Here is a 6,572-nt window from a genome sequence, read left to right as displayed (position 1 = left end):
GTCAGGGCTGCGAATTCTACGCTGCCAGGCGATGAAGTCAAGAAGAAATTTTGAGATTTTTCAACGTTGCTTTCGCAACCTTCAAAACGTCTTGTTGACTTGCCTCAAGCGGACATTTTTCCGTTGAGGCGGGCGGCCATTTTACTGATTCGAAACAGCGCGTCAAGCGTTTATTTCGAATCAATTTTGAGGCTTTTCGCCGTACCGATTCGGTGGCTGGTTCCGCAGTGGAAGCCGCTCTCCGTGTCGGTGAGGCGGCATTATAGAGACTAGGATCACATTGGCAAGGGTTTTTGTCCGATTTCTTTCCGAGTGACTACAAATCAACCTAAACTTTAAAAAACACAACAAATTACAACATTAGATAGCCGTCACATTCACTTACTGGCAATGAGATTCCAATAACCGTAATATCGACCCGACAATTGTTCTTATTTTAGTCAGCATTGATTTTGTTTCTTCATGCTATTTCTTCTAACCGACGTTTACTTTAGATGATTATGAAAACATCCATCAGTTTATTGATCACCGCAGCCATAGCCCTAGTCGGCGCATTGCTGCTGAATAACGCCACTATCGTATCCAGCACAGGATTAGCCTTCGCGCTTGGCGCCGTTACTGTAGGTATTGCCCTTTCTCTTTTTGCCACCAAGTCTTCGGGCGACGATTTCGAATCTGTACCTTCTACCAGCAAAACCATTTACGTGGGTAACCTGCCTTATCGGGCAAACGAGAATGACGTAAAGGAGTTATTTGCTAAACACGGAGAGGTATTTGCTGTTCGCTTAATGAAGGATAAGCGCACAGGTAAAAGAAGAGGGTTTGGCTTTGTAGTGATGGCAGCGGGAGATGCACCTGGTGCCATCGAGACACTGAATAACAGTGAATATGGTGAGCGGACTCTTAAAGTGCGTGAAGCCAACGATCCTAGAAAGTCGGAGCGCGCTTAATTTCACCAAATCCGAGCTTACTAAGTTCGTTGTTCAGTTCATGCTCTCGATTGACCGGAGCACTGCTGTATACCCGATGTAAACTATCTCTGCGGGAGGCTACGTTGCCTCCCTCTTTTAATAGCATATAGACACGGTTTGCAATCGCCTCTCCAGAGTCAATGACCCTGCAGCTCCCCCCTACTAGTGTTTCAATCTCGCTTTTGAGTAGCGGGAAGTGGGTACATCCCAGAACGATACAGTCAACTTTATCTATCATTGGTGAAAGGATGACGCCAAGACGCTTTGGATCCACGTCCTCTCCTCGCAACTTATCCTCTCCCATCTGGACCAAGTCCGTTGACCCTACCATCACGACTTGGCAATCCGGCGCGAACTCTTCCACCAGCTGTTGGGTATAGCGACGTTTTACTGTGGCCGGTGTCGCCAGAAGGCCAATAACTTTACTTTGACTGATCGCAGCAGCAGGCTTGATTGCCGGGACTACCCCGACAACGGGAATGGTCAGCAGTTTGCGAAGGTGAGGCAATGCCAACGTACTGGCAGTATTGCAGGCGATCACGACCAGCGCGATATCATGCTGCTGGCAAAGCGCAGATACCATGCCACAGACCCGGCTGACCAATACATCATCGTCCAGCTCCCCATAGGGAAATGCTGCATTATCGAATGCGTAAATTACTGGTTGCTCCGGCAGTAATTTGGCTATCTCCTGATACACAGACAGCCCACCCACACCGGAATCAAAAATCAGCACATTTTTCACGCATTCTTACCTTCATTAAGCCTTTGCGCAGCCATCATACTGCGCAAAAGCGCGATTTTACACCGACACCCCATATTGTTGATAACGAAGATGATGGAAACGCCCGCTGCGGTCTTCTCCCGATACCTTCACTTCTAGAGGATAGCGAAAGCAGGGTGCGCTGGTGACCAGAGTATGGAATTCACCATCTTCGCCGCAAGGATCACAGCCTTCGGGCAAATCAGATAATAAAGAAGCATCAAACCATCGCCCCAGGAAGTCGCCACTTAGCTGGGTGGTATCGATCGTGGTGAGGCGTGTCACGATACCACGCTGAATGACTTCCTTGGCCAGCGACTGGCTGCTCTCTCCGAGCAACGGAAAGACACACTCCCAGCCTTGGGGCTCTATATAACTGCGCCGGTATGCTTCAATCCCGTTGCAGAACATATCCCCAAACGCAACCGCGTCTATATCCAAGCCACTGTGACGGATCCCATCAATGACCGCACTTTGATAAATCTCGTTCGGCGGGAATACCTCATCAAGCTCAATCAAGATAAGAGGCAACCCAATGCTGTGAGCCTGCGCTTTCACAATCTCGAGCGGTGTGGCCTGAAACGGCACTTCCCCATTCACATAAGTGGTATAGAGGCCAACGACCTCGTATTGATCGCTTTCCAGTAAACGGCATAAGGATAAGGTTGAGTCTTTGCCCGATGACCAACTCACAATAACGCGCTTTTTCATGGAATTCCTGAATCAAAAAACCGCCCGAAGGCGGCTTGATAAAATGGTTAGAACGCAAAGTCCAGATTGACGTAGAAAGCTCTTTCCGGTGCAGGGAAATCACCGGCGGTTGCGTATTCTTTATCAAACAGGTTGGTAACCTTGCCGCTGAGCGTTACATGCTGATTGATATCGTACTGTGCAGTGACATCCCACACACTGTAGCTTCCCAAAATGTCACCGCCTGAATAGTCCGGACGCTCACCTTGGTAAAGATACTGGGTACCCAGCAGTACATCGCCCAACCATACGGATGTGCGCCATTTCAATGATTGCTTGGCACGGCGCGCCAGTTGCTCATCCTTGCTCACATCTTTCGGGTCTTTCAAATCCAATGAGATCTGATTGTAGACAGGGCCAAGATCAAAATCAGCCACGATTTCCACGCCGCGGATTTTCGCCTCTTCAACGTTTTCATTGGTACCATTTGGCCAATTGCCGGTGTACACAATCAGGTTATCAATCTGGTTGATATAACCGTTGATGCTCCAACCTATGTTATAAGTAGTACCTTCCAGTCCAAGCTCGATGTTTTCTGCTTTTTCCGGAGCCAGTGCCGTGTTGCCACCGGTGCCGTATAGCTTGTCGAATCCCGGAGCCTTGAATGCAGTACCATAGCTGGTAAACAGGCGGTAATCCGGTGAGATCGTCCAACCTAAGGCAACCAGCCCGGTGTTGTGACCGCCAAATTGTTGGTTGTCGTCATGGCGAACGCTACCTTCAAGCAGCACGGCATCATTCACTTGCCAGTTAGCCAGAACAAACGCACCCAGGTTGCGGCGCGGGTTGTCATCAATCGCGCCGGCCGAGATGAAATTGCCATCCAGGTACTCTTCCCAGGTCGCGTCCACACCGCCAGTCAACGTGAACTGTTTTGAAAATGCATAGCGGGAGGATGCGCTGCCATAGACCTGACGGATCTTACTGGTCAGATCGGCAGCCGTTTTCGGTGCACCATCAAGGTAGTCATAGTTTGACTGTTCACCCAACTCGAAACGTACCAATGAGTTCCAGTTGCCGCTGCGATAAGCAGTGTCTGCACCAATGCTGCTGCTTTCAACCCAGCTGCGTTTTTTGGTACCCCAGCCATCATATTCCACTTCATTCTGGAACCAGCGGCCAATCAGGTTTGATTCCCAGTTTTCCGTTGGCTGGTAGCTCAAACGCCCAGAGAGGTTCTTACTCTCAAAGCCATGCTCTGTCCCCGGTGGTGCCGAGTTAGGATGCACATTGTAACCGTCGGTTTGCTCCAAGCCGCCACCGAGTTGCAATGCAACTGAATCGCTGACCTGAGTCGTCACACCAATGCTTGATTGCACGTAATCGTTACTGCCGCCACCGACACTGAAACGCTTCGATTCACCCTTATTGCGGGTAATGATGTTGATAACCCCACCAATTGCATCAGAGCCATACACGGTTGCACCTGAGCCACGGATCACTTCAATACGCTCCACAGTGTTCAGCGGCAGCATGTTGAAGTCGACCGTACCCATCATAGTACGTGGCAAGCGAACGCCATCGACCAGCACCAATACATGGCTTGAGTTGGTTCCGCGCAGGAAAATAGACGCTTGTTGGCCTCGGCCACCAGTCTGGCCAATCTCAATACCCGGCAGGGTTTTCAGCGCATCGACCAGACTTTTCGCCTGAATATCTTCCAGGTCATCACGGGTCAAGACTGAAACCGGAGCCAGTACCGTTGTAACAGGTTGTTCAAAGCGGGAAGCGGTAACGACCATAGTGTCGTCAACAGAAGGGGATGTTGATTCGGCATGCGCAAAGGCAGCCCACGGCAGCAAGCTTGCTGCAAGTAGCTTATTAGACATATCAGATCCAAATATCGCGTGTATCTAATGATGTCAGGAGATCCTGAAACCATATTGTGACCCAGCTGATATTCGGACTTAGAGACGGCCTACGGTGACGACTTCCCACATCGAAATGCAGTGTCTGGCTTTCGCCGTGTCACTTTCGTTTCTCCTTACCGCTGCGCGCCAGTTCCGGATTTACACCGGATTCCCAGCTGGAATGAAAGCGCGCAGATTATAGAGAACTCAGCGCGCTTTTGATACCCAGATATTGAGAACTTGATCTCATTCGCCCCGGCAATGGTAATGAAGTCGTTAATTCTGAATCAGTAACTCAGGCTGACAAACTCAACTTCCTCTACATCCAGCTTCATTTTTATGTATACCGTCAGCACAAAGAAAAAGTTCGCAAGCAGATTTGCAAAGCGCGGCAACGTTGGCTCAAACGTTACCCCTGACTCATCAAGGCGGTGCAGCAGACGTACAGTTTTCTTGGATCCGGTGCGGCACTGGTGCAGCGCCATCACCCCAACAGGCCCACGCGGCAACACAAAACGGTTGATACGGCCACGGCTCAGTTCGTTGTAGTGGTCATAGCGTGCATGCAACCACTCCAGGTCTTCCTCAAAAATCGCATTCTTGCCACGCACTGAACCATTGAGGTGATAGATTTTCGGGTGCAGGTTCTCCAGATCTTCCCGCACATCGTCAAAACCTTCCGGCAGGGTTGCCAGTGCCATGCCCACCAGCGAACAAAGCTCATCCGTGTGGATTTCATAGTCGCAGGTCAGCGCCGATTCATAGATAAACGGGTAACAAATCTCTTTGCGGTTTCTGGGTTTTCGAAAGCTCATGGTAAGGCCCGGTCGCGTTAAAGTGTGCCAATCTTATATCAAGCTCGGCAATTGTGCCGCCAGAACATACCACTGGCGAAAAAGTCAGCGAAAAGGCTGGACAACCGCGTTTGGCTACTTACAATTTGCCCTCATTTTTCGATATGCAGGTTAGGTAATATGAGCAATACCCTGATTGACACCACCCAATATCAGGCGCAACTGGACGAGAAAATTGCACGTATGCAATCCACTTTCGCCGAGTTTAATGCCCCTGAGCTGGAAGTGTTTCCGTCTCCAGACAAGCACTACCGTATGCGTGCTGAATTCCGCGTCTGGCATGAAGGGGATGACCTCTATTACATCATGTTCAATCAGGAAACCAAGCAGAAGTACCGTGTGGATCAGTTCCCACAGGCGAGCCGAATCATCAATGATCTGATGCCACTGCTGCTGGACGCCATCCGCCCAATTGAAAGCCTGCGCCGTAAACTGTTCCAGGTAGATTTCCTTTCTACACTGAGCGGTGAAGTGCTGGTTTCCATGCTCTACCACCGCCAACTGGATGAAGAGTGGGAGCGCAACGCCCAGATGCTGAAACAGCGCCTGAACGATGAAGGTTTCAACCTCAACCTCATCGGCCGCGCCCGTAAGCAGAAAATCGTTATCGACCGCGATTTCGTGGTGGAAAAACTGAACGTTAGTGGCCGCCCCCTCACCTATCAGCAAATCGAAAACAGCTTCACCCAGCCAAACGGCAAGGTCGCGGAAAAGATGCTGGAATGGGCGGTGGATTGCACTCAAGAAAGCACGGGTGATTTGCTGGAGCTTTACTGTGGTAACGGTAACTTCTCTCTGGCGCTGGCAGACAACTTTGACCGTGTACTGGCCACCGAACTAGCAAAACCGTCAGTGGAGTCTGCGCAGTGGAACATTGCCGCGAACGATATTGATAACGTGCAGATCATCCGTATGTCCGCCGAAGAATTTACCGAAGCGATGGAAGGCAAACGCGAGTTCCGCCGTCTGCAGCAAGCCGGTATCGACCTGAAGAGCTACAACTGCAACACCATCTTCGTCGACCCACCACGTTCAGGCATGGATGAAGGCACGTGCCGTATGGTGCAGGCGTACGACCGCATTCTCTATATCTCCTGTAACCCGGAGACCCTGAAAGAGAACCTGGCGATCTTGTCTGAAACGCACCACATTTCGCGTTTTGCCCTGTTCGACCAGTTCCCGTACACCCACCATATGGAAGCGGGTGTCCTGCTTGAGCGCAAATAAGCGCTTTTGCAGCCAAAAGAAAAGGAGCCGAGTGGCTAATGCCAGTCAGTTAAGCTGACTGGCTTTCTTTTTATTGGGGTATTTCTTTGCCTTAGGCTTCACGGCTCTCGGGTATATTCGATCTTCTCGCTTAATGGGCAACACATGATGTATCGCC

6 protein-coding genes and 1 riboswitch are annotated in these 6,572 nt (G+C 50.3%); of the genes, 2 read left to right on the top strand and 4 right to left on the bottom strand.

The window, feature by feature from the left end; translation table 11 throughout:
* The first annotated feature begins 500 nt into the window (after nucleotides 1-500).
* On the top strand, nucleotides 501-950 hold the full coding sequence (locus tag KU854_RS24535) for an RNA recognition motif domain-containing protein (RefSeq protein WP_218360846.1): 450 nt from the start codon (nucleotides 501-503) through the stop codon (nucleotides 948-950).
* On the opposite strand, the gene murI is transcribed toward KU854_RS24535, so the two are convergent.
* The 4 genes from murI to KU854_RS24515 all read right to left on the bottom strand — a co-directional run bounded on the left by murI (nucleotide 928) and on the right by KU854_RS24515 (nucleotide 5,149).
* Nucleotides 928-1,716, bottom strand: a complete 789-nt coding sequence (gene murI / locus KU854_RS24530; RefSeq protein WP_218360845.1) for a glutamate racemase — start codon at nucleotides 1,714-1,716, stop codon at nucleotides 928-930. The genes KU854_RS24535 and murI overlap by 23 nt on opposite strands.
* A 57-nt stretch (nucleotides 1,717-1,773) precedes the next feature.
* Nucleotides 1,774-2,445, bottom strand: a complete 672-nt coding sequence (locus tag KU854_RS24525) for an adenine nucleotide alpha hydrolase (RefSeq protein WP_218360844.1) — start codon at nucleotides 2,443-2,445, stop codon at nucleotides 1,774-1,776.
* Nucleotides 2,446-2,492: 47 nt separating this feature from the next.
* A complete protein-coding gene (locus KU854_RS24520; RefSeq protein WP_218360843.1) occupies nucleotides 2,493-4,313 on the bottom strand; it encodes a TonB-dependent receptor domain-containing protein in 1,821 nt (606 codons plus the stop codon).
* Between the two features lie 46 nt (nucleotides 4,314-4,359).
* Nucleotides 4,360-4,560, bottom strand: a riboswitch (cobalamin riboswitch).
* 61 nt (nucleotides 4,561-4,621) lie between these two features.
* The gene (locus KU854_RS24515) at nucleotides 4,622-5,149 is read right to left on the bottom strand and encodes an ATP--cob(I)alamin adenosyltransferase (protein WP_218360842.1); all 528 of its coding nucleotides are present in this window, start codon (nucleotides 5,147-5,149) and stop codon (nucleotides 4,622-4,624) included.
* Nucleotides 5,150-5,308: 159 nt separating this feature from the next.
* On the opposite strand from KU854_RS24515, the gene trmA reads away from it, so the two are divergent.
* A complete protein-coding gene (trmA, locus tag KU854_RS24510) occupies nucleotides 5,309-6,415 on the top strand; it encodes a tRNA (uridine(54)-C5)-methyltransferase TrmA (RefSeq protein ID WP_218360841.1) in 1,107 nt (368 codons plus the stop codon).
* Nucleotides 6,416-6,572 lie beyond the last annotated feature (157 nt).

Source organism: Enterovibrio paralichthyis (assembly GCF_019209835.1).
GTDB classification, from domain to species: Bacteria; Pseudomonadota; Gammaproteobacteria; order Enterobacterales; family Vibrionaceae; genus Enterovibrio; species Enterovibrio paralichthyis.
Note: the sequence above shows the minus strand (reverse complement) of the source record. Positions and strands in the feature narration are given on the sequence as shown.